Below are 24,204 nucleotides of genomic sequence, written 5' to 3'. Positions count from 1 at the left end.
GGGTTTGAATAGGCCGCAAATCCTTTTTCGGGATGACAAGGCGGGCCGCGATGTTTTATTCGCGGCTCCGTCTTCGATTATCCGTGCCGATACACCAGACACGTTCGAAGCAGCATGGGAAGCGATGCAACGCGCCCATGAAGCGGGCAAATGGCTTGCAGGCTATCTTTCCTATGAAGCAGGCTATCTGCTTGAACCCAAACTGAAAGAGCTCCTGCCTGACGGCCGGAAAGCGCCGCTTTTATGCTTTGGTGTCTTCGATGGCCCATCGGATGACGCCTCGCATACACGCAGCGACGACAACATCACGTATCTGCGCGAACCCGTCGCGCAATGGTCGCCTGAAGACTACCAGCCCAGATTTGACCGCCTTCACCAGCATTTACGCGAAGGCGATTGCTATCAGGGCAACCTGACCTTTCCCGTTCATGCTGAATGGGATGGCGATCCGCTCGTGCTGTTCAACACCCTCGCAAAGCGTCAGCCGGTTCGTTATGCGACCTATTGCGATCTCGGCGGCCCTATCATCCTGTCCCGCTCGCCGGAACTCTTCTTTGAAGTCAATGATGACGGTTGGATAGAAACCCACCCGATGAAGGGTACGATGCCACGCGGCGCAACACCCGAAGAAGATGAGAACAACCGCCAATTCCTGATGAATGATCCCAAAAATCAGGCCGAAAACCGTATGATTGTCGATCTTTTGCGTAATGACATTTCATTGGTGAGTGAAGTGGGATCACTTGATGTGCCTGAGCTTTTCAGGGTGGAAACTTATCCGACAGTTCACCAGATGATCAGCCGCGTGCGCGCAAAACTGAAAAGCGATCTGCCGCTGCGCACGATTTTTTCAGCGCTTTTCCCTTGTGGTTCTATCACCGGAGCGCCGAAAATCAGCGCGATGGAAATCCTGCGCAGGCTCGAAACCGGGCCACGCGACATCTATTGCGGCTCGCTCGGCTGGATAGAGCCGGGCGGACGTATGCGGTTCAATGTTGCCATTCGCACGATCTCGCTTCTTGAGCAAAATCGTGCAATCTTCAATGTCGGGGGCGGTGTGGTCTTCGATTCCACAGCGCAAGCGGAGTATGAGGAATGTCTTCTGAAAGCACGGTTCGCGACGGGACAGCGGCCAGCCATGCGGAACCAGACTATCAGCTGATAGAAACAATGCGCTGGGAGCCTCTTTCGGGTATCCTGCGTTGCGATCTTCATATGACGCGACTTGAGAACTCGGCACGCGAGCTCGGTTTCCATTACAATATGGAAACGGTGCACCAGAAGATCACCGAGATCAGCGCCGGCGACAGCCCGCTCAAACTGCGTCTGACCCTCGCTCCGGACGGTCTCGTCGAGATTGCGGCTTTTCCTTATGAGCCATTGCAGCCACAAACTGTCTGGCGCATCGCTGTGGCTGAGACGCGTCTCAAGCACGATGATCCACTGCTTCGCCACAAGACCACAAGGCGCCAGGCCTATATCGCAGCACGGGAAGAATATTCGACCGCTGAAGTGGATGAAGTACTCCTGCTCAATGATCGTGATGAGGTTTGCGAAGGCACAATCACCTCGATTTTTCTCGACATCGGCGGCACAACCTGCGTCACCCCGGCCCTTTCCAGCGGCCTGTTAGACGGCGTCCTGCGACGCGAACTTTTGAACAATGGCGTGGTTCAGGAAGCCGTTGTCACCGTTGATGACCTCAGCCGCGCGCGCAACATTCTTGTCGGCAATTCATTGCGTGGGATGATCCGCGCTCAGCTCGTCACAATGTAAATTCGTTAAACACGTATTCATGTCATAGGCTTGTGACGTTTCTTTCTTTCTATGAACCTGTGCTATCTTGGCGGAATTAGCAGTTCTTAAACAGGGAATTGTGCAACGCTGTAGCTTTACAGCAGGAGAGAGAAAGAAAATGGCGAAAGCGAAATGGCCAGTCTATGGTGAAATTACCGGCCCTCTTATCATGATCGGCTTTGGCTCGATCGGGCGCGGTACCCTGCCACTGATCGAACGCCACTTCAAATTCGACAAATCCCGCATGGTCGTCATCGACCCATCCGAGAAGAACCGTAAAATTCTCGATGAGAAGAATATCCGCTTTATCAATGAAGCGATCACGCTTGAAAATTACAAAGATATTCTTGGTCCACTGTTGAAAGATGGTGGTGGTCAGCCATTCATCGTCAATCTATCGATCGATACCGGCTCGCTGGATCTTTTGCGCTTCGGCCGTGAAAATGGCGCACTTTATATCGACACCGTGGTCGAGCCATGGCTGGGCTTTTATTTCGATGCTGAGGCCGACAATGCTTCGCGCACAAATTACGCCTTGCGCGAAACTGTGCGTGCAGAAAAGCGCAAGCACCCCGGGGGGCCGACAGCTGTTTCCTGCTGCGGAGCAAATCCCGGCATGGTGTCCTGGTTTGTAAAGAAGGCGCTGATTGATCTTGCGACCGAGCTTAGGCTCGAGTTTGAAGAGCCTGCGACCGATGATCGTCACGGCTGGGCCAAACTCATGAAAAAGGTCGGTGTGAAGGGCATTCACGTTGCCGAACGCGATACCCAGCGTGCCAAAGAACCAAAACCCTTCGATACATTCTGGAACACCTGGTCCGTCGAAGGTTTCATTGCAGAAGGCTTGCAGCCTGCCGAACTTGGCTGGGGCAGTCATGAAAACTGGAAGCCCAAAAATGCCCGCAAGCAGAAGAAGGGCAACAAGGCAGCAATCTTTCTTGAGCAACCCGGCGGCAGCACCCGCATTCGCACATGGTGTCCGACGCATGGCGCGCAGTTTGGACTGCTCGTAACGCACAATGAAGCGATTTCAATCGCGGATTTCTTCACCGTTCGCAGCAAGAAGGGCAAGCTCGAATACCGCCCCACCTGCAACTATGCTTATCACCCTTGCAACGATGCCATCCTGTCATTGGATGAAATGTTTGGCGCCAATGGCAAGGCGCAGCCGGCACAGCATGTGTTGGATGAATCTGAAATCCTCGACGGCTCGGATGAGCTTGGCGTACTGCTCTATGGTCACGACAAGAACGCCTACTGGTATGGTTCACAGCTGAGCGTTGAAGAAGCGCGCAAGCTTGCGCCTTACCAGAATGCGACCGGCTTACAGGTTTCATCCTCAGTGCTGGCTGGCATGGTCTGGGCATTGGAAAATCCTGAGAGCGGCATCGTTGAAACCGACGAAATGGATTACCGCCGCTGCCTCGAAGTGCAGCTGCCGTATCTTGGTCCGGTCAAGGGCTATTATACCGACTGGACCCCGCTTGAAGGTCGTGGCAAGCTGTTTGAGGAAGATATCGACACCAAGGATCCCTGGCAGTTCCGCAATATTCTGGTGCGCTAACAGCAAAGACCAATCTTTGGTTAAGCTCGAGTGGCGGTTGAACTTGCAAGACGTGATGCATCAGCATCTCAGCGCCTTGATATGAAACAACCGGATTGCCCGGCCTCAGCCGGGCAATCGCGAATGCGGCAGTTTCGCAACATTCCTGCTATCCTCGTCAAAGGGGCTTGTATTCGTGTAAATTTCCATACATCACACGGTAAACACTCGAACGGAGAAGATGGACATGAAACGCTTCCGCATCATTGGCTCTACGGCAATCGTATCGCTCGCGCTTGCAGGATGTGTTGCTACCGGCCCTGGCGGTGGTGGCAATGTCCCTGTCGTCAATCGTGCGCCATCCGGTATCGACGGCGCCTGGGTCGATCCGAACGGCATCGTCTCGTCCTTCAATGGCGGTATTTTTGAAACCCGCTCGACCGACACCAATGAAAAGCTGGCAGAAGGTAACTATCGTTACCAGTCGCCTCAGCTTGTTGAGATCGACATGCGTTCGATCGTGCGTGGCACCTCTTCGCGCGTGAATTGTGCGCTCGTTTCACAGAACCAGCTCAACTGCACGTCGTCGGCAGGCTCGCGTTTCTCGCTGACCCGCCGCGTTTAGAGCGCGTTTCGATCTGATTGAATCAGATCGGCGCTCTAAATATTTGTTTTAACGCGCATCTTTGTCCGAAAACCGTTTCACACTTTTCGGGATACGCTCTAAAATACGGCAAAACAGCATTCCGAACGGCATACGCTTTTAGCGTGTGCCGTTTTTTATGGGTTATTTTATCGATTACCCGACAATTCGACTGCTGCCCTTATTGTTAGGATTGTAATTTGCCTGTTTTTGTCTAGTTTTCCGGCAAAGCAGGAGTCGGAATATGAGTGAGACGGAAAAAGTAACCGCCAATCTGAGCAGCAGCGGAACAAAGCAACCTAAAGTGGGTGTTCTGCTTGTCAATCTTGGCACACCCGACGGCACAAGCTATGTCCCGATGCGGCGTTATTTGGCCGAATTCCTTTCCGACCGCCGCGTTATCGAATGGCCGCGCCTTTTCTGGTATCCGATCCTCTACGGCATCGTGCTCAACACACGCCCAAAGCGTTCCGGCGCGCTCTATGACCGCATCTGGAATCGCGAGAAGAATGAATCGCCGCTCCGCACCTATACGCGCGCGCAAGGCGAAAAACTCGCCGTCGCGCTCAAAGATCATCCAAATGTCGTTGTTGACTGGGCCATGCGTTATGGTCAGCCTTCGATTGAAGAAGTGACGGATCGTCTGTTGAAGCAGGGTTGCGAACGCATCGTCATGTTCCCGCTCTATCCGCAATATTCAGCGACCACCACGGCCACGGTGAATGACAAATTCTTCGAAGTGCTTATGAAAAAGCGCTTTATGCCAGCGGTCCGTACAATCCCTTCCTACGAAGTGGAGCCCGTCTATATCGAGGCGCTCGCACAGTCGATTGAGAAGCATCTTGCGACGCTCGATTTCAAACCGGAAGTGATCCTTGCTTCCTATCACGGCATCCCAAAAAGCTATTCCGACAAGGGTGACCCTTATCGTGCTCAATGCCTTGAAACATCACGGCTTTTGCGTGCGCGTCTTGGCATGGACGACAAACAGTTCCGCTCCACCTTCCAGTCACGTTTCGGCCCGGAAGAATGGCTCCAGCCTTATACGGATGAGACGGTGGAAGAATTGGCCAAGCAGGGCGTGAAGTCGGTTGCCGTACTCAATCCCGGCTTTGTGGTAGACTGTCTGGAAACCGTTGACGAAATCGGTCACGAAGCAGCTGAAGCTTTCCATGAGGCAGGCGGCGAAAATTTCAGCCACATACCATGCCTCAACGATAGCGAAGAGGGTATGAAAGTTATCGAAACGCTCGTGCGGCGCGAATTACAGGGCTGGGTCTAGACCATAAGGCAACGGGCCATCATATTCGCCCTGCCTTTAGCCTTACCGCCTTCACGAAGGGGACTATAAAATGACTGGTTTTGATATCACGCTCTTGATTTTGGCCGCACTTGTTCTGGCAACGCTGTTTGCCGGGATCAAGACTGTGCCGCAGGGTTACAACTACACGGTGGAACGCTTTGGCCGTTACACACGCACGCTTATGCCGGGCCTTAACCTGATCGTTCCGTTCTTCGACCGGATCGGCGCAAAGCTGAATATGATGGAGCAGGTCCTTGATGTCCCCACACAGGAAGTCATCACCCGCGACAATGCCATTGTCGGTGTCGACGGCGTCGCCTTTTATCAGGTACTGAACGCCGCCCAGTCGGCCTATCAGGTTTCCAACCTGCAATATGCGATCCTCAACCTCACCATGACCAACATCCGTACCGTCATGGGTTCTATGGATCTTGACGAATTGCTCTCCAACCGTGATGCGATCAATGATCGCCTGTTGCGTGTTGTCGATGAAGCTGCGCATCCATGGGGCCTCAAGATGACGCGCGTGGAAATCAAGGACATCAATCCACCTGCAGACATCGTCACTTCCATGGCACGCCAGATGAAGGCTGAACGCGATAAGCGCGCGCAGGTTCTGGAAGCGGAAGGCGACCGCAATGCGCAAATTCTGCGTGCGGAAGGTCAGAAGCAGTCGCAGATTCTGGAAGCAGAAGGCAAGCTTGAAGCTGCCAAGCGCGAAGCAGAAGCCCGCGAACGTTTGGCCGAAGCGGAAGCAAAGGCCACCACACTGGTTTCCGACGCCGTGTCTGCCGGTAATGTTCAGGCGCTCAATTACTTTGTGGCGCAAAAATATACCGAAGCGCTCGGTAACATTGCCAGCGCCAAGAATCAGAAAGTGGTTCTCATGCCGCTTGAAGCAAGTTCGCTGATCGGTTCGCTGGCCGGTATCGGTGCAATTGCCAAAGAAGTTTTTGGCGACGGCAGCAATCCGGTTGATCCAACACCTGCGGCATCCAACCCACGCACCCGCAGCGTACCCACCACCAATCGTTAAAGAGGCAGGGCGTCATGCTTATTCATTTCCTGTCACAGCTTGGGCTTTGGAGCTGGTTCGTTTTAGGACTTGTCCTGCTCATTCTGGAAATTATGGCGCCCGGCTTCTTCTTCATCTGGTTTGGCCTTGCAGCCCTTGTCACGGGTGGCCTCGCTTTCCTGCTCGGCTCAATAATCGGTTTTGGCTGGCAAGTGCAGACTGTACTGTTTTTGGTTCTCGCCATTGCATTCGTGCTGGCGGGCCGGCGCTTTTTCGGCTTCAATGATCAGCAGGAGGAGCCGCTGCTTAACCGTCGAGGCGAGCAACTGGTTGGACAGCGTGCCACTTTGAGTGAGCCGATCGTCAACGGACGCGGACGCATCCGTATCAACGACACGACATGGCGTATCAAAGGTCCTGACCTACCCGCAGGCACGGAAGTGCGCGTAGTGTCCTTTGATCCAATCACACTGGAAATTGAAGTGGCTGTTTAGAGCGCATCCCGAAAACTGTGAAACGGTTTTCGGGATGCGCGTAAAAAATGATTAGAGCGCCGACCTGATTCAATCAGATCGAAACACGTTCTAAGGCAGTGGAACATACAGTTCTCTGCCTATTCCCACTCAAGCAACCCCGATGCGCAGCAGATCGTGGAAGTGCACGAGGCCGATCGGTCGATTGTCCTCAACCACAATCAGTGCGCCAATATGTTTCTCATTGAGTATGCTCAAAGCAGCGCTGGCGAGCAGATTCTGATCCACTGTCTTGGGCTTGCGTGTCATGATGTCATCGACAGCAAGTTCTGAAAGATTGCGGCTCAGATTACGTGAAATATCACCGTCCGTGATAATTCCAGCCAATGTGCCATCGTCATTGACAACAATCACGCAGCCGAAGCTCTTCTGAGCCTGAACCTTCATGGCATCCGGCATCAATGTGCCCGCCCTGACCAGCGGCAGACGTTCACCCCTATGCATGATCTCGCGAACATGGGTAAGGCTCGCACCAAGCGAACCGCCCGGATGGAAAGTCTTGAAGTCTGTCGGGCTGAAGCCACGCGCTTCCAGAAGAGCGATTGCAAGCGCATCGCCAATGGCAAGCTGCATCATTGTCGATGTCGTAGGCGCCAGCCCATGCGGACAGGCTTCCTGTGCCTTTGGCAGAATTAAAGCAACGCTCGCCGCCCTTCCAAGCGCCGAGTCTTCACCGGCTGTAATAGCAATCAGCGGAATGCGGAAGCGCTGCGAATAATTGACAATACCTTTGAGCTCAGCTGTTTCGCCCGACCATGACAGGGCGAGGATCACATCATCACGGCCAACCATGCCCAGATCGCCATGATTGGCTTCGGCAGAATGCACAAAAAAAGCCGATGTCCCGGTAGAGGCAAAAGTCGCTGCAAGCTTGGTGCCGATATGGCCACTTTTGCCAACGCCCGTAACAACCAGACGACCCTTTGAGGCAACAATCGTCCTGACTGCTTCTGCAAATGGAGCGGAAAGGCCATCATTCAAGGCTTCTTCCAGCGCCATAAGGCCAGCATTTTCAGTCTTGATCGTGCGCAAGGCCGAGGCAATCAAATCCTCCGCGCGTGCGGCTTCATAGGTGGTGTCGAGCTTTGTCATATCGGATTGGGTCATGGCGCACAGGGTTAGCGCCTTCAAAGCCGGTTGTCCAAGCATTTGTTGCCGCACAATACGGGCACTTGGAAAGCAACAATTAATAAACAATTAACCATGTCCGTTTACCGTTCAATTACCACGTTGCAACGGTTTGAAGACAATATGCTTTTTGCCAATTCCTCATCCGGCGGATCATCGCCTTTTGCCCGCAGGGCGCGATGCCTGTTGCTGGCAGGGTGTGCCTTGGCAATCAGTCAATCGACAGCGTTTGCGCAGGATGCCCAGCTGCGCGGCAGTGTGAACGACGATAACCTCTCCGTTTCTTTACCTGACCAGACCGCAAATCGTGATACTGATCCGGCTGATCCGAATGCGCCCGCATCAGCTGACTTCGCGGATAGTTTCTACACACCACCTGCCGACAATGCCGCCCAACCGCAGCCCACCGAACCGGCATTGGCCGTGCCAGCTGCGGAGGAGAACGCCCAACCGTTCCTTTCGACAGATAATATGCGCGTTGGTGCAATCACAACTGAAGACCAGGATGATACTGGTCGCGCGCGTCGCGAAAACCTGCCCGCCATTCCGGAACAGGGTCGTCGCGCCATACCGGAAGCGGATCCTTTTGCACCATTGGGGGTTCGTGTCGGCACATTCATGCTGCGCCCCACGCTCGAGTATGGCATTCGCGCCACAACAAATGGCGATAACAGCTCAACTGGTTCGAGCGCCATCCTCTCGGAAACAACGCTGCGCCTCAATGCAGAATCCGATTGGGGACGCCATCAGGCAACGCTGGATGCCTCAGGCACGCTCAGCAAATCGATTTCCGGTCAGGATGTGTCGGAACCACGCGTCGATGTTCAGGGCAATCTTCGCTTTGATCTCAGCGAGCAGACAACCGTCAATGCCGGCGGAGGCTACAAGCTGCGCCGCGAAAGCGCATCGAGCCCCAACGGTGTGGCCGATGCTCTCAAACGTCCGCTTGTTCACACCATCAATGGCAGCTTGGGCGTTGAGCGCGACACCGGCCTGCTTTTTGGTCGCGCAACAGGTCGCGTCGAGCATGAAATCTATGGCGATGCAGAATTGTCATCGGGCGGCACCGTCAGCCAGCAAGATCGCGATAACACCTATGCCAGCATAACGCTGCGTGGTGGTTTTGCCATTTCACCCGCACTCAAGCCTTTTGCCGAAGTTGAACTGGGCAAACGCATGTTCGATGAACGTGTGGACAACAACGGCTATGAGCGCAGCGGCTCGCAATATGCGGTACGCGGTGGCCTGATGTTTGATCGTGGTGAAAAATTTAATGGGGAATTTTCCGCTGGCTTCATGCGCGCCAATAGCGATGATCCTCGTCTGGGCGATATCAGTGGACCATCACTTGCAGCTGCCATCAACTGGTCGCCGCTACGCGGAACCGATGTGCAGCTTTATGCGCAAACCACGGTGGACACTTCAACGACACCCGGCGTTTCGGGCGCGCTTCTGCATTTTGCAAGCCTTGAAGTCACGCGGCGCGTGCGCGCGGATCTGAGCCTCAACGGTAAGCTCGACCTCAATGTCCGTGACAACAAGGATGGCACCGGAACCGACTACACAATCGGCGCGCAGATCGGTGGAACATATTGGATCAACCGCTATGTCGGCATTGACGCGCGACTGCGTCATGAATTCCAGACCAGCCAAATCTCGGATCGAGAATACCGCGCCAATAGCATTTATGTCGGCATGAAAGTGCAACGCTAAACCCAAACAAGAAAAAGGACGGCTTACGCCGTCCTTCTTATTTTCAGTCCCACTGAGGGGCCAACCCATCCGGGCTGACAATACGTCCATCGGGTTTGGCAAGTGCATGAATTACCTGCATTTCAGCCTCGCTTAATGCAAAGTCGAAAATGGCCAGGTTTTCCAGAATTCGTGCCTCACTAACTGTCTTGGACAATGCAATCACATTATCCTGCTGTACCAGCCAGCGAAGAACCACCTGTGCAACCGACTTGCCGTGGGCTGCGGCGATGTCCTTGAGAACCGTATCGCTGAACACTTTTCCGTCGGCCATCGCATAATAGCCAGTGATCGACATGCCAGCCGCATGAGTTGCTTCAATCACGCTGCGCTGGCTCAAATATGGATGATATTCGATCTGGTTCGTCACCAGCGGCAGATCGGAAAGCGCCTTTGCTTCTGCCATCAATGTCTTGTTGAAGTTCGACACGCCAATGTGACGAACCTTGCCAGCCTTTGCCACTTCGTTCAGCGCACCGATCTGTTCGGCAAGCGACACAGCTTCATTCGGCCAATGCAGAAGTAACAGATCAACATAGTCGGTCTTGAGTTTGGCAAGGCTTTCATCGACAGATGCGATAAAAGCATCATGCTTGTAATTATCGACCCAGACTTTTGTGGTCAGGAAGATATCGCCACGCTGAACGCCGGAGCTTAAAATGGCTTCACCGACTTCGGCTTCGTTGCCATAAATCTGCGCGGTATCGACATGGCGGAAGCCAGCCTTGAGCGCATAAGGGACGATGCGCAGCACATCTTCGCCGGGCATACGGAAAGTGCCAAGGCCAAGGGCGGGAATGGTGGCACCATTTGTTGTTACGTTATGCATGCTAGTTCCTTTGATTTTTAAGCGGTAGCGACGCGGGTTTCGGTACGGCGATCAAGCACGCCGCTTAGGACCGTGAGACCAAGGGCACCGGCGACGAGAATTGCACCAACCCAAGGGGTTGCGATGAGACCAAGCTGGCTTTCAACGACCACACCACCGAGCCAAGCACCGAGAGCGATACCGAGATTAAAGGCCGCGATATTGAGTGCAGAAGCGACATCGACAGCACCAGGGCGGTGTTCCTTGGCAAGTTGTACAACATAGAGCTGCAGGCCGGGGACATTCGCAAATTGCAGGAAGCCGAGAGCGGCAAGTGTGATCAGCGTGAAGAATGGCGACACTGCGCTGAAGCTGAACAGCACCAGTACGATTGCCTGCAACACGAACAGAACGGTCAGCGCACGAACTGGGTTATCGTTAGAAATGCGGCCGCCAACGATATTGCCAATAGCGATCGCAATGCCATAGAGCACCAGAATGTAGCTGACGGAGCCTTCCGCAAAGCCGGTAATGTCCTGCAGGATCGGCGTGAGATAAGTGAAGGCAACGAAAGTGCCACCATAACCGAGCGCTGTCATACCATAAACGATCAGCAGGCGTCCGGAACCAAGCACACGCAGCTGATCCATGAGCGATGCAGGTTCAGCCTTTTGCAATGCACGTGGCAGAAGAGCGGCAATGCCGACGAGTGCGACGAGACCGATTGCTGAAACAGCCCAGAAGGTTGCACGCCAGCCGAAATTCTGGCCAATCCAGGTCCCAAGCGGCACGCCGGTTACGATTGCAACCGTCAGGCCCATGAACATCATGGCGATGGCAGAACCACGTTTGTTTTCAGGCACGAGATCGGCGGCAATCGTTGCTCCGACCGAGAAAAAGACACCATGGGCAAACGCGGAAAGCACGCGTCCGATCATAAGGATTTCATAGCTTGGTGCGGAGGCTGCAACCATGTTGCCTGCAATGAACAGCGCCATGAGGCCAAGCAACAATGGCTTGCGTTCAAGACGACCAGTCAGCGCAGTCAGGATCGGAGCGCCGAAGGTAACGCCAAGCGCATAAACGCTGACGATCAATCCGGCGAGTGGAAGAGTAATATGCAAATCCGATGCAACCGTCGGCAAAAGGCCGACAATCACAAATTCAGTTGTCCCGATCGCATAGGCCGCGATCGTAAGAGCGATAAGAGCTACAGGCATGGGAGGAGTTCCTGTTGTTTAATATTGCCCTCATATCGCTCTCTGGATATCAAATGATAATACTGATAATATTGTATATAGCTATTCATTAGATTCACAGGTGATGACTTGGATAATCGCTTCGGTGAAATGGAAGTTTTCGCGCGCGCCGTGGCGACGGGCAGTTTTTCCGCTGCCGCGCGCCAGCTCAACATGACACCCTCAGCGATCAGTCGACTTGTCTCGCGGCTGGAAGATCGCCTGCAGGTACGATTGCTGGTGCGATCCACACGCAGCCTGACACCAACACCTGAAGGCGAGATCTATCTGGCGGAAGCACGCAGCCTGCTCGACAAACTTACAGAAATGGAAGCTCGGATCACAGATGGAGCACAGGCGGCGGTGCGTGGTCCGTTGCGCGTCAGTTCGACAGTCGGCTTTGGTGCAACGGTCATCATGCCACTGGTGCCGGAATTTCTGAAGCTTTACCCGGAAGTGGAACTCGATATAACGCTCAACGACAGCATTATCGACCTCTGGCAGGAGCGAACCGATCTCGCGATCCGCTCAGGTGCATTGAAGGATTCCGCTTTGAAAGCCCGCTCCATTACACTGATGCGGCGGCTGGTGGTGGCCGCACCCGGCTATCTGGAAAAACATGGCGCGCCTCAAAAGCCAGAAGACCTCAAAGCGCATAATTGCCTGCGCTATAATTTCCAGCCGAGCGAATGGGAGTTTGCTGATCCCGAAACAGGCGAGAGCGTTCGACAAGTGGTTTCCGGCAATTTTCTTGGCAGTGACGGCACCATCCTCAGACGTATTTGCATCGAAGACGGCGGTTTGATGAAGACCGGCGAACATACCGTTGCCCACGATCTGGCAACCGGGCGACTGGTGGAAGTGCTGGCGGCATGGGCGCCTGCGGAGCCTGAGAAAATCCATGCGGTTTTTCCCGGCCACCCTCACCTTGCGGCGCGCATTCGCGCTTTTATCGATTTTCTGGCAGCCAGACTTTAGAACGCATCCCAAAAAGTGTGAAACGGCTTTGCGATAAGGATATGCTCTATAGATTGCCGTTCTCCAAAATGAATTCAACAACCTCCTGCACACCTTTGCCGCGATGAAGATCGGTAAATCCATAAGGGCGTTTGCCGCGCATCCGCGCCGCGTCCTCATTCATGATATCGAGATCCACATGGACATAGGGTGCTAAATCGCTCTTGTTGATGATGAGAAAATCGGACCGTGTAATGCCCGGCCCGCCCTTACGTGGTATTTCCTCGCCCTGACAAACAGAGATCACATAAAGCGTCAGATCAGCCAGATCGGGCGAGAATGTCGCTGCAAGATTGTCACCACCCGATTCGATGAAGACGATATCGAGATCAGGAAACCGCTTGTTCATCTCGGCAATTGCCTGAAGATTGATCGAGGCATCTTCGCGGATTGCCGTGTGCGGGCAACCACCGGTTTCCACACCCATGATACGGTCTTCGGACAAAGCCTGATGCTTTGCGAGAATGAGCGCGTCCTCACGCGTGTAAATGTCGTTGGTAATAACGGCAACAGAATATTTATCGCGCAGCGCTTTGCACAGCTTTTCCGTCAGCGTCGTCTTACCCGAGCCGACAGGGCCACCAATACCAACGCGCAAAGGTCCGTTTTTCTGTGTCATGAGCGGAAAAGCCTCGAATGCTGTGTTTCATGTTTCATGGCCGTGATGTCGGCAAGGAAAGTCGCCGAACCAAGCTCATCCAGTGTAGAGTGAGCCGCACGCGCAGCCGTTGTTATGAGAATTGTTTCCAACGCAGCCATCAAGGCAGTCACGCCACTCTGCCCGGTGACAGACAGGCGGATGGATGCCTGCAGAAGATTGATGCAGTAAGCCTGAAGATAAGCGCTCAACGCTGATGTCAATGGAATGCCATGCGCACCAGCGACAGCCCCCACTGCAACGGGGTAAGCACATTCAGACGGCAAGCGCTCGAAAACCGCATGATCCCAGCTTTTGGCAGCTATCAAAAACGCAGCGCCTTGCAGCATGGTTTCCATATACCGCTCACGCGAACCGGCAAGCGCTGCCGCCAGCTCCGTAACCTCCGACAGATCGCCGCCTGAAACGGCCTGTCGCCAACTTTCGGCAAACAGCACCGCATCATTCCAGCCCGAACCATAGATAACAAGCGATTGCAGCCAAGCCTGCAGGCTTTCAACATCGGTGACCAGATCATCATGAACCGCGCGCTCCAGCCCATTACTATAACTGAACGAGCCCACCGGAAAGACCGGTGACAGCCAAGCCATCAGGCGCAGCAGTGCAGTGTTCTGGTCAGTCATGATCGTGGTGGTGATGGTCATGATGATGGTGATGCCCACCAGAATAGGCACCGCGCAATGGACTGAAGATTTCGACGATATTTGTGACCTTGGCACCAAGACCTTCGAGCATCGCCTTGATCACATGATCGCGCAGAATGAAGATGCGATCAGGTTCAATCTGTGCCGCGAGATGTCGGTTGCCGATGTGCCATGCTAGTTCGGCAATATGAAGTGCATCACGGCCACGGATTTCATAAAGCGCCTCGCGGGCGGCACGAATTTCGATCTCGCGCCCATCTTCCAGCACCAACCGGTCGCCATGGTCAAGCACCACCGGCTCTGCAAAATCCAGAAAGATTTTCTCACCGTCCTCAAGTGCGATGGCTTTGCGGCGCAGATGACGTTCGTCACGTTCGAGGATTGCGTGACCTGCCGGGACGGCATCGATCACTTCATGAGCGCGGATTATCGATTTTACTTCGATCATTTTACACCTTTAAAACAGGAAGTAGCGTTGTGCCATCGGGACAACATCGACCGGCTCGCAGGTCAGAAGCTCGCCATTGGCCCGAACTTCATAGGTTTCCGGATCGACTTCCATTTGTGGCATCGCATCATTCAAAATCATCGAGCGCTTGCCAATGCCACCGCGCGTATTCTTGACCGCAACCATCTGTTTGTCGACGCCAATCGTCTCACGCAGTCCCGCACTCATCGCGGCTTCAGAAACAAATGTCACAGAGCTGTTGGTGCGAGCCTTGCCGAATGAGCCGAACATCGGCCTGTAATGCATAGGTTGCGGCGTCGGGATAGATGCATTCGGGTCGCCCATCGGCGCGGTCGCAATCCATCCACCAAGCAAAACGAAATCAGGCTTCACGCCAAAGAATGCCGGGCTCCACAAGACGAGATCGGCGCGCTTTCCAACTTCCACCGAGCCGATCTCATGCGACATGCCATGAGCGATTGCCGGATTAATCGTATATTTCGCCACATAACGACGAACACGATAATTGTCATTGCCCGGTGCATCGTCGGAAAGAGAACCACGTTGTCGTTTCATCTTATCGGCAGTTTGCCAACAGCGGATGACCATTTCGCCAACACGACCCATCGCCTGACTGTCGGACGAAATAATCGAGAAAGCTCCCATGTCATGCAGAATATCTTCCGCCGCGATTGTCTCCTTACGGATACGACTTTCAGCAAAGGCAATGTCTTCCGGAATGGACGGCGACAGGTGATGGCAGACCATCAGCATGTCGAGATGCTCGGAAATCGTATTAACCGTATAAGGCCGCGTCGGGTTGGTCGATGCTGGCAACACATTCGGATATTGGCAGACGCGGATGATATCTGGCGCGTGCCCGCCACCTGCACCTTCCGTGTGGAATGAGTGGATCGTGCGGCCTTTGAAAGCCGCAAGCGTGTCTTCGACAAAGCCCGATTCATTGAGCGTATCAGTGTGAATTGCCACCTGCACATCAAAACGATCTGCGACCGCAAGGCAATTATCGATAGATGCCGGTGTTGTGCCCCAATCCTCATGCAGCTTCAGACCGCAGGCACCTGCGAGCACCATTTCCTCAAGCGCGCCCGGAAGCGAAGCATTGCCCTTACCAAAGACACCGAAATTCATCGCCATGCCGTCAAAGGACTGAATGAGACGGGCAATATTCCACGGCCCCGGCGTGCAGGTGGTTGCAAGCGTGCCATGCGCAGGACCTGTGCCGCCGCCAACCATGCAGGTGACGCCGGAGTTCAAAGCTTCTTCCACCTGCTGCGGCGAAATGAAGTGAATGTGTGAATCGATCGCGCCTGCTGTGAGAATACGGCCTTCGCCTGCAATGATTTCTGTGCCCGGCCCTATGATGATGGTCACACCCGGCTGCGTATCGGGATTGCCTGCCTTACCGATGCCCGCAATGCGGCCATCAAGCAACCCGACATCGGCTTTGTAAATGCCGGTGTGATCGAGGATCAGTGCATTGGTGATGACGGTATCCATCGCGCCTTGCGCGCGCGACAACTGGCTTTGCCCCATGCCATCGCGAATAACCTTACCTCCGCCGAATTTAACCTCCTCACCATAAACGGTCAGGTCTTTTTCAACTTCGATGAACAACTCCGTATCGGCAAGCCGAACCTTGTCGCCGGTCGTTGGCCCGAACATCTGCGCATAGGTTGCGCGACTAATTCTGGCAGGCATGAAATTCCCCTTTTCCGAGGTTAGAGCATTTCCTGTTTTTCTTGAATCATTGGAAATGCTCTATCTCTTTGTTTTTTCGCATTATCCGACGCAAAACCGCTTCGCACTTTTGCTGGAAATGCTCTAGAGCTTGCCCATGACAAGCTGACGGAAACCATAAATCTCGCGCTTCCCGCTGATCGGCACCAGCGTCACGTCACGCTCCTGCCCCGGCTCGAAACGAACGGCGGTTCCCGCTGCAATATCGAGTCTGAAGCCCCGCGCCTGTTCGCGATCAAAAGACAGCGCCGCATTGACCTCATAGAAGTGATAATGACTGCCCACCTGGATCGGGCGATCACCTGTATTGGCGACCTTGAGAGTAATCGTCGGCTGGCCCTGATTGAGCTCTATCTCGCCATCAACCGTAATGATTTCTCCGGGTATCATCGCTCACCTCACCCAGCCATCAGCATGAGACCGCCAAACGCGGTCGCGCCACCTGCAACACGCAGGGCAAGGCGTCCGTTTTGCCCGGTCATCAAACGCCCCGCAGCAAGGCCCACACCAATGCCTGCGGCATGAAGCAGGATCGTCGCCAATGCAAAGCCAGCACCATAAGACAGGAAAGCAGCTCCACCGATTTCACCGCCATGAGCATGACCGTGGAAGAACGCGAAGAAACCCACAATCATGGCACCTGCAACAGCCGAAACCGGAAGCGCCAAAGCAACCAGCAGACCAATCACAACCACCGAAGCAAGGATAACCGGTTCAACGAACGGCACCGGAAGACCAGCGAGTGCTGCGACAAAGCCAAGCAGCATCACGCCGACGAAGGCCGCAGGTACAGCAAACAGCGCCCGCCCACCGAGCATTGCCGCCCATAGACCAACCGCTACCATCGCCAGGATATGATCCGTACCCGAAAGAGGATGTGTGAAGCCCGCAGCAAATGAGCCATGCTCCTCGGGGTTCAAATGGGCAAAAGCCGGGCTTGCAGTGAGTGCCATTACTGCCGCAAGAAATATCGATTTCTTCATTTTCATTCCCTCTTTTATGTCTTCTCGCTCTGGTATGGCGAACCCAAACTTCGGGTTCCAAGCCTTACTGGTATGATATTGAATCTAGTGTGGTTTACGGATTTGAACTTCAAATCCACCACACTAGAGCATTTCCTGTTTTTCTTGAATCATTGGAAATGCTCTATCTCTTTGTTTTTTCGCATTATCCGACGCAAAACCGCTTCGCACTTTGCTGGAAATGCTCTAGCGAATTGGTTCGTGCACGGTGACAAGCTTGGTGCCATCAAGGAAGGTCGCTTCGACCTGAACGTCGTGGATCATCTCAGCCACACCTGCCATCACCTGCTCACGCGTAATCACATGGGCACCAGCTTCCATGAGGTCTGCGACGGAACACCCATCACGCGCGCCCTCCACCACAAAGTCGCTGATCAGCGCAATTGCTTCCGGGTGATTGAGCTTCACACCGCGTTCGAGTCGGCGGCGTGCAACCATGGCCGCCATGGCAATCAGAAGCTTGTCTTTTTCTCTCGGCGTCAGATTCATCACTTTGTTCCAAATCGTTTTTCATGAAAGGCGGCACAGCCGCACCCGGCTTAAATTGACCAAACTTTAGGCAGCCCTGCCTTTCCATTAAGCAACGCCAGCAACGGGACCAATCGCTTGCGCAGTTTGTAGCTGTCCGAGGCAATGAGCCGAATAATCAGCTTGGATACCCCGTGCGCATCCACGAGACTGCAGCCACCATCCTCACCCACAATCGTCCGCACAGCATCAAGATGCCGTTCGGCCTGCTCCGAAACCATCAAAACCGTGGCGATCGCCAACGCCTGATTTGCCACCGCTCTCGCGTGTAATTGCTCTGCAACCTCCGGTCCGAGGCGCAATTCTTCTGCATGCACCAGTCGCCCTTCCTGCCGCACCCGCCAGCGATCATGAAACAAGGCACGCTCAACCGTTTCGCCCATGGCGAGACGACCGAACACAGTTGCTTCCACCACCAGAACCTCGGCACCTTTCTCCATCTCGATATTGAGCCTGCGGGTGAGTGCAGACTGATTAAACACAATGGTCTCCTGTGGGAGCCATGCAAGACGCGTGCCTTCTGCAAGCTTGATATTTGTGTCGATACGGGCTTCGCCACCGCCAGAACGATAAATGCGTTCACAGGCTTGAGTGGTGATGGCGGCTGAAGCATTTTCGCTGAGTTCAACTTGCCACTTCAAACGGTCACCGCCGGTCAAACCACCCGATGTATTGATGAGGATCGCTTCCAGAGGATCAGTTACAGTCCGTGGCATACGGATCTTCGCTGCACCCTCCTGATAAAGCTTTGCGATCCGCGTGCGCCCATCCTTGAACTGAAGCAACAATTGCCCCAGCCCATTGGCGCGTTGTGTCGAAAGCGCTTTCAGATGATCATTTGCTATTGTCATGTTCCGATTATGCTCTCGCCTCTTCATTTTAAGGAAGCGAATTAAGGAAGCGAATTTCATGCCAAAAGAACTGCGGCCTATTGTGAACAAAAAACCCCGCCTTCATTTCTGAAAGCGGGGTTTGTTTGGTTCTGAATTTCGGTTCAGCCTATTCTGGCCTATTCAGGCTTGATCGTCTTGAGAAGATCGGCAATCGAAACCTCGACCGTTGGTCGGATATCCTTGCGCCACAGGGCAAAAGCCACATTCGCCTCGATGAAGCCAGACTTTGAGCCGCAGTCGAAAGTCAAACCACGATAATCGAAGCCATAGAACTTCTGCGCATCGGCGAGCTTCAGCATCGCATCGGTGAGCTGGATTTCATTACCAGCACCCTTTTCCTGCTTGGCCAACAGGTCAAAGATTTCCGGCTGCAGAATATAACGGCCATTGATATAAAGATTGGAAGGTGCCGTGCCTTTGGCTGGCTTTTCAACCATCTTATTGATTTCAAAGCCGTTGCCGATGGCAGCACCCTTGCCGACGATGCCGTATTTATGCGCTTCTTCAGGATCGCATTCCTGAACCGCAATGACATTGCCGCCGGTCTGCTCATAAAGCTCGACCATTTCCTTGAGGCAACCCTTCCTCGACTGCATCACCATATCCGGCAGAAGCAGAGCGAAAGGTTCATCACCAACCAGTTCACGCGCGCACCAGACCGCATGACCAAGACCGAGTGGAACCTGCTGACGGGTAAAGCTGGTGGTGCCGGGCTGTGGCTGCAATTCCTGCAAATGCTCCAGTTCCGCTTTCTTGCCACGCTCGGCAAGCGTGGAATAGAGCTCAACCTGCGCATCGAAATAATCTTCAATGACAGCCTTGTTGCGTCCGGTGACGAAAATCAGATGTTCGATACCCGCTTCACGAGCCTCATCCACCACATACTGGATGACAGGCTTGTCGACAACGGTGAGCATTTCCTTGGGGATGGACTTGGTCGCTGGAAGAAAGCGGGTCCCAAGACCGGCGACGGGGAAAACTGCCTTGCGGATTTTGCGGATCGAACTCATTCGTCTCCTCGATCTTTTCACTAATACGGTTGGGCTATCAAAGCATTGAAACCATTGCATTTCAAATAGGGCGTTTTCATTAAGGAATGACGAAGTTCCGCCTTTTCCCTCATCACATTCGGTGACCTTACCTTAATCTTACTTGATTCAAAAATTCCGTGAAACTTTCTGCAATTTTTCCGACGACCCCGCCATGGTAAACCAAATGCTAACCTGAAGCCTCTAATGTGAACCTGAAAAGGGTCGGCCCCAAAATTCAACACTGGATAGTATCAACAACTTGATGCAATCTGTTTGAAGAAGGCCCGGCATGACAGGCAACTCGCCGTTCGACACGGCAGAAACATGATTGCAGAAGGGAAACACAGAATGCTGCGATTTCCATTCACTCTGGGACGAGGAATGCGCGCCAGGATTACAGCGACCGTTGCGGTGGCAATGCTCGCGTCTGGCCTGACAACAGGCAGCGCTTTTGCGGATGCCAATTTCCGAAAATGGGTTTCCAATTTCCGCACCACAGCTATCCAGAACGGCGTATCACCGTCGACGTTCGACCGTGCGTTCAAGGGCGTCGATTCGCCCGATCCTGAAGTGCTGCGCAAGGCCCGCTTTCAGCCGGAGTTCAACGAGCCTGTCTGGAACTATATCGACAATCGCGTGAATGAACATTCTGTAGCTGTCGGCCAGAGCATGGCGAAAAAGTGGGGTCCATGGCTCCAGCGCATCGAACAGCGCTTCTCTGTCGACCGCAATATCCTGTTGGGCATCTGGTCGATGGAAAGCAATTACGGTGAGATTCTCAAGCGTGACGATGTCATGATGGACACCATCCGCTCGCTTGCCACGCTGGCCTATGCCGATCAGCGCCGCGCCAAGTTTGGCCGCACGCAGCTCATTGCCGCGATGAAAATTCTCCAGACCGGCGATATCGACCGTGGACACCTGACTGGTTCTTGGGCAGGTGCGATGGGTCACACGCAGTTTATCCCGACAAGCTATCAGGCTTACGCCGTCGACGTGGACGGTAATGGCAAGCGCGACATCTGGAATTCAGTTCCCGATGCCCTTGGTACTGCCGCAAATCTTCTGCACCGCAATGGCTGGCAGCCGGGCCGTACATGGGGCTATGAGGTTGTGCTTCCTGCAGGTCGCAAATTCCCATCCGGTTCGCTCTCGGCAGCCGAATGGCAGCGACTGGGTGTCGTTCGTGCCAATGGGCGCCCTTTCCCTGATGCCAATGAGAAAATCACTCTGAAAGTCCTCGACGGACGTCAGGGACCCGCTTTCCTGATGACCAAGAATTTCTTCGTCATCAAACGCTATAACAATGCTGATAAATATGCACTCGCAGTTGGCCTGCTTGCAGATCGCATCGGCGGCTATCAGGGTCTGCGTCAGGATTGGAACCGTCCATTCACCCCGATCACCATGAATGAACGCCAAGAGTTGCAGACGCATCTCAAAGCGCTTGGCTATTATGATGGCAAGATCGACGGCAAGATCGGTTCAACATCGCGCAAAGCCATCGAAGCTTTCCAACAGCGCAATGGCCTGCAGCCAGACGGACATCCAAGCGCGGAAGTGCTTTCGGTTCTCCGCCGCCGTTAAAAGCAAGATTGAAGACCGAGGAACGCACGCCCGACGTGCGTTCCTTTTCTTTTTGGCAAAGAGCGTTACAATCCTCGCGGCACGAAGGTGAAACAAATGCAGCCAAGCCAGTTCAAAAGCACAGCAAACAGCGTTCTGATGACGATGTTCGTTGCCTTTGCGATGATGCTGACTGCCATATCTTCCGCATCGGCACAGGAACGCCCGCGCACGCTTTTCGATCTTCTCTTCGGACCAAAGCAAGCACAGCCACAACGCCAATATGAACAATCCCGGCCACAACGCGCACGCCCTGCAAAGCCCAAACGTGCACCCAAGTCTGCCACTTCGGCTGCGCGGTCTGCGAATGTTCCCGCTCCAAAGCCTGACGTAGTTTTCGTTGAAAAGAAGCCCGATGCCAAAAAAGTTCTGGTTGTCGGCGATTTCATCGGCAACGGTCTGGCCGAGGGGCTCGACATCGCCTTTGCGCCCAGTGCCGATATACGGATTGTAAGCCGCATCAATGGTTCATCTGGCTTTGTACGCGATGACCATTTCGACTGGCCCGCAAATATCGGAAAAATTCTCGACGAGGAAAAGCCTTCTGCAGTGGTCGTGATGATTGGTTCAAATGACAGGCAGGCGATTACCGTCAAAGGGCAGAGTTTGGCCGCTCGCTCCCCTGAATGGACAGCGGAATATCAAAGCCGCGTTACCAAATTCACAAAGGAAATTACGGATAAAAACTACCCACTGATCTGGGTTGGACAGCCGCCATTTCGTCCTCGTGGCATGTCGCAGGATATGCTGGCACTCAATGAAATCTACCGGACCACATCCGAAAAGGCTGGTGCAAAGTTTGTTGATGTATGGGACGGTTTTGTTGATGAAGAAGGCAATTTCAGCCAGACCGGCTTTGATATCAACGGCCAGACCGCGCGTCTGCGCGGCAATGACGGCATCAACACCACATCTGCTGGCAAACGCAAACTCGCTTTCTATGCAGAAAAGCCTTTGAAAGCGCTCTTCGGCGATGTTCGGGACAATGAGCAATTGTTGCCGACTGCTGGACAACAGGATCCTTTAAAACCGGTGGATCGCATCGCTCCGGTGAGTCTGCGCGACATCGACCGCGACAATAGCGGGGTTTTGCTGGGTGGAACACTGGCGTCTCGCAAGAAGGACGACAAAAAGCTGTCCAACGAGCAAAAACCGACCCCTGGTCGTGCCGATGATTTTTCTTGGCCGCAGAAAAACGTAAATCCCTGAATAATAAGACTAATAGCAATCAAACAGCCCACAACAGCCTGATAATGCCGGGAAATATGCGGCATTTATCGGCCTAAATGCTACATTTCTCGTGGTTCACATTTCAGGTTTCCTCGTCTATCAGAAAGTCGCGCAGCCCGACCGGGTCTTTAGTGCGCATCGCTGCATTGCATAAGAGGCATCTGAATGAATATTGCATCGAAGCCTCCCGTTGATAACAACCGGGAGGAGGAAACCCATCTTGCACGCAATCTGTCCAATCGACATCTCCAGCTGATCGCCATTGGCGGCGCGATCGGCACCGGCCTTTTCATGGGCTCCGGCAAGACCATCTCGCTGGCCGGTCCATCCATTCTGCTGGTTTATGCGATTATCGGTTTCATGCTGTTCTTCGTGATGCGCGCGCTGGGTGAAATCCTTTTGTCCAATCTCGAATATCGGTCTTTCGCCGATTTCGCAGGTGATTATCTTGGCCCTTGGGCGCAATTCTTTACCGGCTGGACCTACTGGCTATGCTGGATCGTCACTGGCATCGCCGACGTGGTGGCCGTGTCAGGCTATGTATCATTCTGGTACCCGGAATTGGCCCTGTGGATTCCGGCGCTGGGTCTGATCGGGGTATTGTTGCTGTTGAACCTGCCAAATGTCCGCAATTTCGGTGAAATCGAGTTCTGGTTCGCGCTTATCAAGATCATTGCCATCGTCGCTCTGATCGTTGCGGGCGTTTACATGCTCTCGACAAGCTTCATGCTCCCAAATGGCACAAGGGCATCGGTTGAACATCTGTGGGCACATGGCGGTTTCTTCCCGAACGGTTTCTTCGGTTTTGTGGCCGGTTTCCAGATCGCGGTTTTCGCCTTCGTCGGTATCGAACTGGTTGGTACGGCTGCGGCTGAAACCGAAAACCCGACGCGAAATCTACCAAAGGCGATCAACTCTATCCCGATCCGCGTCGTACTTTTCTATGTTGGTGCGCTGTTCGTGATCATCACGGTCATTCCGTGGGATCAGGTCGATCCAAACTCCAGCCCGTTTGTGGCTATGTTCTCGCTGGCGGGTCTTGGCATTGCCGCCCATGTCGTCAACTTCGTGGTGCTCACTTCGGCAACATCAAGCGCCAATTCCGGCATCTACTCGACCTCGCGCATGATCTATGGTTTGGCGACGTCGCGTCTGGCTCCGAGCCTGCTGGGCAAGCTTAACAGCCGCAAGGTGCCGGTGAACGCGCTGTTCTTCTCCTGCATCTTCCTGCTTGCGGGCGTTGTGCTGCTTTATGCAGGCAAGAGCATTATTGAAGCTTTCACGATCGTTACGACGATTTCAGCGCTTCTCTTCATCTTCATCTGGTCGATCATTCTGGCGTCTTACATACAATATCGCCGCAAGCGTCCTGATTTGCATGAAAAGTCGACCTTCAAGCTTCCGGGCGGGCGCGCTTCCGTCGTCATGGTCTTTGCCTTCTTCGCCTTCATCCTTTGGGCACTGGCACAGGAACCGGATACCGCCGTCGCTCTGAAGGTAACACCTGTTTGGTTCGTATTGCTTGGAATTGTCTATCTGGCAATCCGCAAAAACCGCCAACAGAGCTAACACAAAGACAAAAAGCC

Annotated in this window: 24 protein-coding genes; 12 read left to right on the top strand and 12 right to left on the bottom strand. The window is 53.8% G+C overall.

Features of this window, described 5'->3' with window-relative positions; all coding sequences use genetic code 11:
- Positions 1–4 precede the first annotated feature (4 nt).
- From CEV33_RS14395 to CEV33_RS14365, 7 genes are all read left to right on the top strand, one after another.
- Positions 5–1,162 carry an aminodeoxychorismate synthase component I gene (locus tag CEV33_RS14395; protein ID WP_374818345.1) on the top strand — a complete coding sequence of 386 codons (1,158 nt, stop codon included), beginning with the start codon at positions 5–7 and terminating at the stop codon, positions 1,160–1,162.
- Positions 1,096–1,776, top strand: a complete 681-nt coding sequence (locus tag CEV33_RS14390; protein WP_094541132.1) for an aminotransferase class IV family protein — start codon at positions 1,096–1,098, stop codon at positions 1,774–1,776. The genes CEV33_RS14395 and CEV33_RS14390 overlap by 67 nt, the downstream gene beginning before the upstream one ends.
- A 139-nt stretch (positions 1,777–1,915) precedes the next feature.
- Positions 1,916–3,361 (top strand): homospermidine synthase, encoded by a 1,446-nt coding sequence (locus CEV33_RS14385; RefSeq protein ID WP_094541131.1) that lies wholly within the window; start codon positions 1,916–1,918, stop codon positions 3,359–3,361.
- A 226-nt stretch (positions 3,362–3,587) separates the two neighbouring features.
- Entirely contained in the window at positions 3,588–3,965 is a 378-nt protein-coding gene (omp10, locus tag CEV33_RS14380; RefSeq protein ID WP_094541725.1) for an outer membrane lipoprotein Omp10, read from the top strand.
- Between the two features lie 262 nt (positions 3,966–4,227).
- On the top strand, positions 4,228–5,265 hold the full coding sequence (hemH, locus tag CEV33_RS14375; protein ID WP_094541130.1) for a ferrochelatase: 1,038 nt from the start codon (positions 4,228–4,230) through the stop codon (positions 5,263–5,265).
- Between the two features lie 70 nt (positions 5,266–5,335).
- Complete coding sequence (locus tag CEV33_RS14370; RefSeq protein ID WP_094541129.1) at positions 5,336–6,322, top strand: SPFH domain-containing protein; 987 nt, start codon at positions 5,336–5,338, stop codon at positions 6,320–6,322.
- 14 nt (positions 6,323–6,336) lie between these two features.
- Positions 6,337–6,795 (top strand): NfeD family protein, encoded by a 459-nt coding sequence (locus tag CEV33_RS14365; RefSeq protein WP_094541128.1) that lies wholly within the window; start codon positions 6,337–6,339, stop codon positions 6,793–6,795.
- 129 nt (positions 6,796–6,924) lie between these two features.
- Here the strand turns inward: CEV33_RS14365 and CEV33_RS14360 are convergent, their stop codons facing one another.
- Complete coding sequence (locus CEV33_RS14360; protein WP_094541724.1) at positions 6,925–7,926, bottom strand: KpsF/GutQ family sugar-phosphate isomerase; 1,002 nt, start codon at positions 7,924–7,926, stop codon at positions 6,925–6,927.
- 159 nt (positions 7,927–8,085) lie between these two features.
- On the opposite strand from CEV33_RS14360, the gene CEV33_RS14355 reads away from it, so the two are divergent.
- The gene (locus CEV33_RS14355) at positions 8,086–9,675 is read left to right on the top strand and encodes an outer membrane beta-barrel protein (protein WP_094541127.1); all 1,590 of its coding nucleotides are present in this window, start codon (positions 8,086–8,088) and stop codon (positions 9,673–9,675) included.
- Positions 9,676–9,718: 43 nt separating this feature from the next.
- Here CEV33_RS14355 and CEV33_RS14350 read toward each other — a convergent pair whose 3' ends face one another.
- Together CEV33_RS14350 and CEV33_RS14345 are read right to left on the bottom strand one after the other, a co-directional pair.
- Complete coding sequence (locus CEV33_RS14350) at positions 9,719–10,543, bottom strand: aldo/keto reductase (RefSeq protein ID WP_094541126.1); 825 nt, start codon at positions 10,541–10,543, stop codon at positions 9,719–9,721.
- A 17-nt stretch (positions 10,544–10,560) separates the two neighbouring features.
- The gene (locus tag CEV33_RS14345) at positions 10,561–11,742 is read right to left on the bottom strand and encodes an MFS transporter (protein ID WP_094541125.1); all 1,182 of its coding nucleotides are present in this window, start codon (positions 11,740–11,742) and stop codon (positions 10,561–10,563) included.
- 108 nt (positions 11,743–11,850) lie between these two features.
- Here CEV33_RS14345 and CEV33_RS14340 point away from each other — a divergent pair, with 108 nt between their 5' ends.
- Entirely contained in the window at positions 11,851–12,738 is an 888-nt protein-coding gene (locus CEV33_RS14340; protein ID WP_167388171.1) for a LysR family transcriptional regulator, read from the top strand.
- Positions 12,739–12,784: 46 nt separating this feature from the next.
- Here the strand turns inward: CEV33_RS14340 and ureG are convergent, their stop codons facing one another.
- The 9 genes from ureG to galU all read right to left on the bottom strand — a co-directional run bounded on the left by ureG (position 12,785) and on the right by galU (position 19,741).
- On the bottom strand, positions 12,785–13,396 hold the full coding sequence (ureG, locus tag CEV33_RS14335) for an urease accessory protein UreG (protein WP_094541123.1): 612 nt from the start codon (positions 13,394–13,396) through the stop codon (positions 12,785–12,787).
- Complete coding sequence (locus CEV33_RS14330) at positions 13,393–14,079, bottom strand: urease accessory protein UreF (RefSeq protein WP_094541122.1); 687 nt, start codon at positions 14,077–14,079, stop codon at positions 13,393–13,395. The genes ureG and CEV33_RS14330 overlap by 4 nt, the downstream gene beginning before the upstream one ends.
- The gene (gene ureE, locus CEV33_RS14325) at positions 14,051–14,527 is read right to left on the bottom strand and encodes an urease accessory protein UreE (RefSeq protein ID WP_094541121.1); all 477 of its coding nucleotides are present in this window, start codon (positions 14,525–14,527) and stop codon (positions 14,051–14,053) included. Before ureE ends, CEV33_RS14330 begins: the two co-directional genes overlap by 29 nt.
- A gap of 9 nt (positions 14,528–14,536) precedes the next feature.
- On the bottom strand, positions 14,537–16,249 hold the full coding sequence (ureC, locus tag CEV33_RS14320; protein ID WP_094541120.1) for an urease subunit alpha: 1,713 nt from the start codon (positions 16,247–16,249) through the stop codon (positions 14,537–14,539).
- A 123-nt stretch (positions 16,250–16,372) separates the two neighbouring features.
- Positions 16,373–16,678, bottom strand: a complete 306-nt coding sequence (locus tag CEV33_RS14315) for an urease subunit beta (protein ID WP_094541119.1) — start codon at positions 16,676–16,678, stop codon at positions 16,373–16,375.
- An 8-nt stretch (positions 16,679–16,686) separates the two neighbouring features.
- Positions 16,687–17,271 carry a HupE/UreJ family protein gene (locus CEV33_RS14310; protein WP_094541118.1) on the bottom strand — a complete coding sequence of 195 codons (585 nt, stop codon included), beginning with the start codon at positions 17,269–17,271 and terminating at the stop codon, positions 16,687–16,689.
- 225 nt (positions 17,272–17,496) lie between these two features.
- Positions 17,497–17,799 carry an urease subunit gamma gene (locus CEV33_RS14305; protein ID WP_094541117.1) on the bottom strand — a complete coding sequence of 101 codons (303 nt, stop codon included), beginning with the start codon at positions 17,797–17,799 and terminating at the stop codon, positions 17,497–17,499.
- 50 nt (positions 17,800–17,849) lie between these two features.
- Positions 17,850–18,689 carry an urease accessory protein UreD gene (locus tag CEV33_RS14300; RefSeq protein WP_094541116.1) on the bottom strand — a complete coding sequence of 280 codons (840 nt, stop codon included), beginning with the start codon at positions 18,687–18,689 and terminating at the stop codon, positions 17,850–17,852.
- A 158-nt stretch (positions 18,690–18,847) separates the two neighbouring features.
- Positions 18,848–19,741: a UTP--glucose-1-phosphate uridylyltransferase GalU gene (gene galU, locus CEV33_RS14295; protein WP_094541115.1), complete on the bottom strand. Its 894-nt coding sequence runs from the start codon at positions 19,739–19,741 to the stop codon at positions 18,848–18,850.
- 369 nt (positions 19,742–20,110) lie between these two features.
- Here galU and CEV33_RS14290 point away from each other — a divergent pair, with 369 nt between their 5' ends.
- From CEV33_RS14290 to CEV33_RS14280, 3 genes are all read left to right on the top strand, one after another.
- Positions 20,111–21,349 (top strand): lytic murein transglycosylase, encoded by a 1,239-nt coding sequence (locus tag CEV33_RS14290; protein WP_094541114.1) that lies wholly within the window; start codon positions 20,111–20,113, stop codon positions 21,347–21,349.
- 96 nt (positions 21,350–21,445) lie between these two features.
- Positions 21,446–22,597 (top strand): SGNH/GDSL hydrolase family protein, encoded by a 1,152-nt coding sequence (locus tag CEV33_RS14285; RefSeq protein WP_094541113.1) that lies wholly within the window; start codon positions 21,446–21,448, stop codon positions 22,595–22,597.
- A gap of 186 nt (positions 22,598–22,783) precedes the next feature.
- Positions 22,784–24,187, top strand: a complete 1,404-nt coding sequence (locus CEV33_RS14280; RefSeq protein ID WP_094541112.1) for an amino acid permease — start codon at positions 22,784–22,786, stop codon at positions 24,185–24,187.
- Positions 24,188–24,204 lie beyond the last annotated feature (17 nt).

Origin of the sequence: Brucella grignonensis (assembly GCF_002252505.1) — a bacterium.
Classification (GTDB): Bacteria; Pseudomonadota; Alphaproteobacteria; order Rhizobiales; family Rhizobiaceae; genus Brucella; species Brucella grignonensis.
This window is presented reverse-complemented; position numbering and strand designations above follow the sequence as displayed.

Coding starts and splice junctions, on each gene's coding strand:
- CEV33_RS14365 (WP_094541128.1), top strand. CDS start 6,337: ATGCTTATTCATTTCCTGTCACAGCTTGGGCTTTGGAGCTGGTTCGTT.
- CEV33_RS14330 (WP_094541122.1), bottom strand. CDS start 14,079: ATGACCATCACCACCACGATCATGACTGACCAGAACACTGCACTGCTG.
- CEV33_RS14300 (WP_094541116.1), bottom strand. CDS start 18,689: ATGACAATAGCAAATGATCATCTGAAAGCGCTTTCGACACAACGCGCC.
- galU (WP_094541115.1), bottom strand. CDS start 19,741: ATGAGTTCGATCCGCAAAATCCGCAAGGCAGTTTTCCCCGTCGCCGGT.
- ureE (WP_094541121.1), bottom strand. CDS start 14,527: ATGATCGAAGTAAAATCGATAATCCGCGCTCATGAAGTGATCGATGCC.
- CEV33_RS14290 (WP_094541114.1), top strand. CDS start 20,111: ATGCTGCGATTTCCATTCACTCTGGGACGAGGAATGCGCGCCAGGATT.
- ureC (WP_094541120.1), bottom strand. CDS start 16,249: ATGCCTGCCAGAATTAGTCGCGCAACCTATGCGCAGATGTTCGGGCCA.
- CEV33_RS14285 (WP_094541113.1), top strand. CDS start 21,446: ATGCAGCCAAGCCAGTTCAAAAGCACAGCAAACAGCGTTCTGATGACG.
- CEV33_RS14370 (WP_094541129.1), top strand. CDS start 5,336: ATGACTGGTTTTGATATCACGCTCTTGATTTTGGCCGCACTTGTTCTG.
- CEV33_RS14350 (WP_094541126.1), bottom strand. CDS start 10,543: ATGCATAACGTAACAACAAATGGTGCCACCATTCCCGCCCTTGGCCTT.
- CEV33_RS14385 (WP_094541131.1), top strand. CDS start 1,916: ATGGCGAAAGCGAAATGGCCAGTCTATGGTGAAATTACCGGCCCTCTT.
- CEV33_RS14305 (WP_094541117.1), bottom strand. CDS start 17,799: ATGAATCTGACGCCGAGAGAAAAAGACAAGCTTCTGATTGCCATGGCG.
- CEV33_RS14360 (WP_094541724.1), bottom strand. CDS start 7,926: ATGACAAAGCTCGACACCACCTATGAAGCCGCACGCGCGGAGGATTTG.
- CEV33_RS14280 (WP_094541112.1), top strand. CDS start 22,784: ATGAATATTGCATCGAAGCCTCCCGTTGATAACAACCGGGAGGAGGAA.
- hemH (WP_094541130.1), top strand. CDS start 4,228: ATGAGTGAGACGGAAAAAGTAACCGCCAATCTGAGCAGCAGCGGAACA.
- CEV33_RS14315 (WP_094541119.1), bottom strand. CDS start 16,678: ATGATACCCGGAGAAATCATTACGGTTGATGGCGAGATAGAGCTCAAT.
- CEV33_RS14345 (WP_094541125.1), bottom strand. CDS start 11,742: ATGCCTGTAGCTCTTATCGCTCTTACGATCGCGGCCTATGCGATCGGG.
- CEV33_RS14390 (WP_094541132.1), top strand. CDS start 1,096: ATGTCTTCTGAAAGCACGGTTCGCGACGGGACAGCGGCCAGCCATGCG.
- omp10 (WP_094541725.1), top strand. CDS start 3,588: ATGAAACGCTTCCGCATCATTGGCTCTACGGCAATCGTATCGCTCGCG.
- ureG (WP_094541123.1), bottom strand. CDS start 13,396: ATGACACAGAAAAACGGACCTTTGCGCGTTGGTATTGGTGGCCCTGTC.
- CEV33_RS14310 (WP_094541118.1), bottom strand. CDS start 17,271: ATGAAGAAATCGATATTTCTTGCGGCAGTAATGGCACTCACTGCAAGC.
- CEV33_RS14355 (WP_094541127.1), top strand. CDS start 8,086: ATGCTTTTTGCCAATTCCTCATCCGGCGGATCATCGCCTTTTGCCCGC.